This window comes from Collinsella intestinalis, assembly GCF_902501455.1.
In the GTDB taxonomy this organism is placed as follows: Bacteria; Actinomycetota; Coriobacteriia; order Coriobacteriales; family Coriobacteriaceae; genus Collinsella; species Collinsella intestinalis.
Genome location: NZ_CABWIC010000018.1, coordinates 1 through 255, shown reverse-complemented (window position 1 = coordinate 255; position 255 = coordinate 1). Strand labels below are relative to the sequence as shown.

Genomic DNA, 255 nt, shown 5'->3' with positions numbered 1-255 from the left:
GCCCTCGACCTTGTAGTCGCCGGGGATGAGGTTCTTGTCGGAGTCGCCGGTCCACTTCCAGCCGGCGAGGACCTTGCCCGCGGGCAGCTCGACGGCGCCGTCGGCGAAGGAGCGGAACTGGGCGAAGTCGGTCCCGGACGGGAGCGCCGCGGTGGAGACGACCTTGCCGCCGACGTAGAAGTTCACGGTCGTGAACTCGACGGGCTTGGCGGCGTCGGCGAAGACGGCCTCGACGTTCGCGGACTCGCCCTCGAC

Annotated in this window: 1 protein-coding gene; it reads right to left on the bottom strand. The window is 70.2% G+C overall.

Annotated elements, in window-relative coordinates; genetic code table 11:
- Nucleotides 1-255 (bottom strand): hypothetical protein (locus tag AOBCEHNH_RS07045; protein WP_193221218.1); only part of this gene is annotated, 255 nt, incomplete at both ends.